This window comes from Rahnella sp. PAMC25617, assembly GCF_050606005.1.
In the GTDB taxonomy this organism is placed as follows: Bacteria; Pseudomonadota; Gammaproteobacteria; order Enterobacterales; family Enterobacteriaceae; genus Rahnella; species Rahnella variigena.
Genome location: NZ_JBOCUM010000317.1, coordinates 1 through 305, shown reverse-complemented (window position 1 = coordinate 305; position 305 = coordinate 1). Strand labels below are relative to the sequence as shown.

The following is a 305-nucleotide window of genomic DNA, read 5'->3' as shown; positions in this document are numbered from 1 at the left end:
GAAGTTAACATTAACCGCTGTTTTAGTGGTGCTCTTGCATCTTACGACAATGGCACAAGGGACATTGGACGATTATAAGCGTGCCAAAGAGATCAGAAGTTCATTTGGTAAGGTTTACCAAGTACCGCAACAGATTGTTTGGTCTGAAAAAGGAGATAGTTTTTCCTATCGGGTCAATCAGAAAGATGGCAAGAGGAGCTTATATCTGGTCGATGCGCTGAACAAGAAAAAAATAGATACCGATGTTGCCGCGATTGAAAAGCAGCTGTCATCTCAGTTGGGCAAAGAAGTGAAACTAGGTGTTT

General features: G+C 42.0%; 1 protein-coding gene. It reads left to right on the top strand.

Annotated features, from left to right (window positions below):
* Positions 1-305, top strand: a 305-nt coding sequence (locus ACM615_RS24455) for a hypothetical protein (protein WP_431012718.1), incomplete at both ends; no start/stop codon positions are given.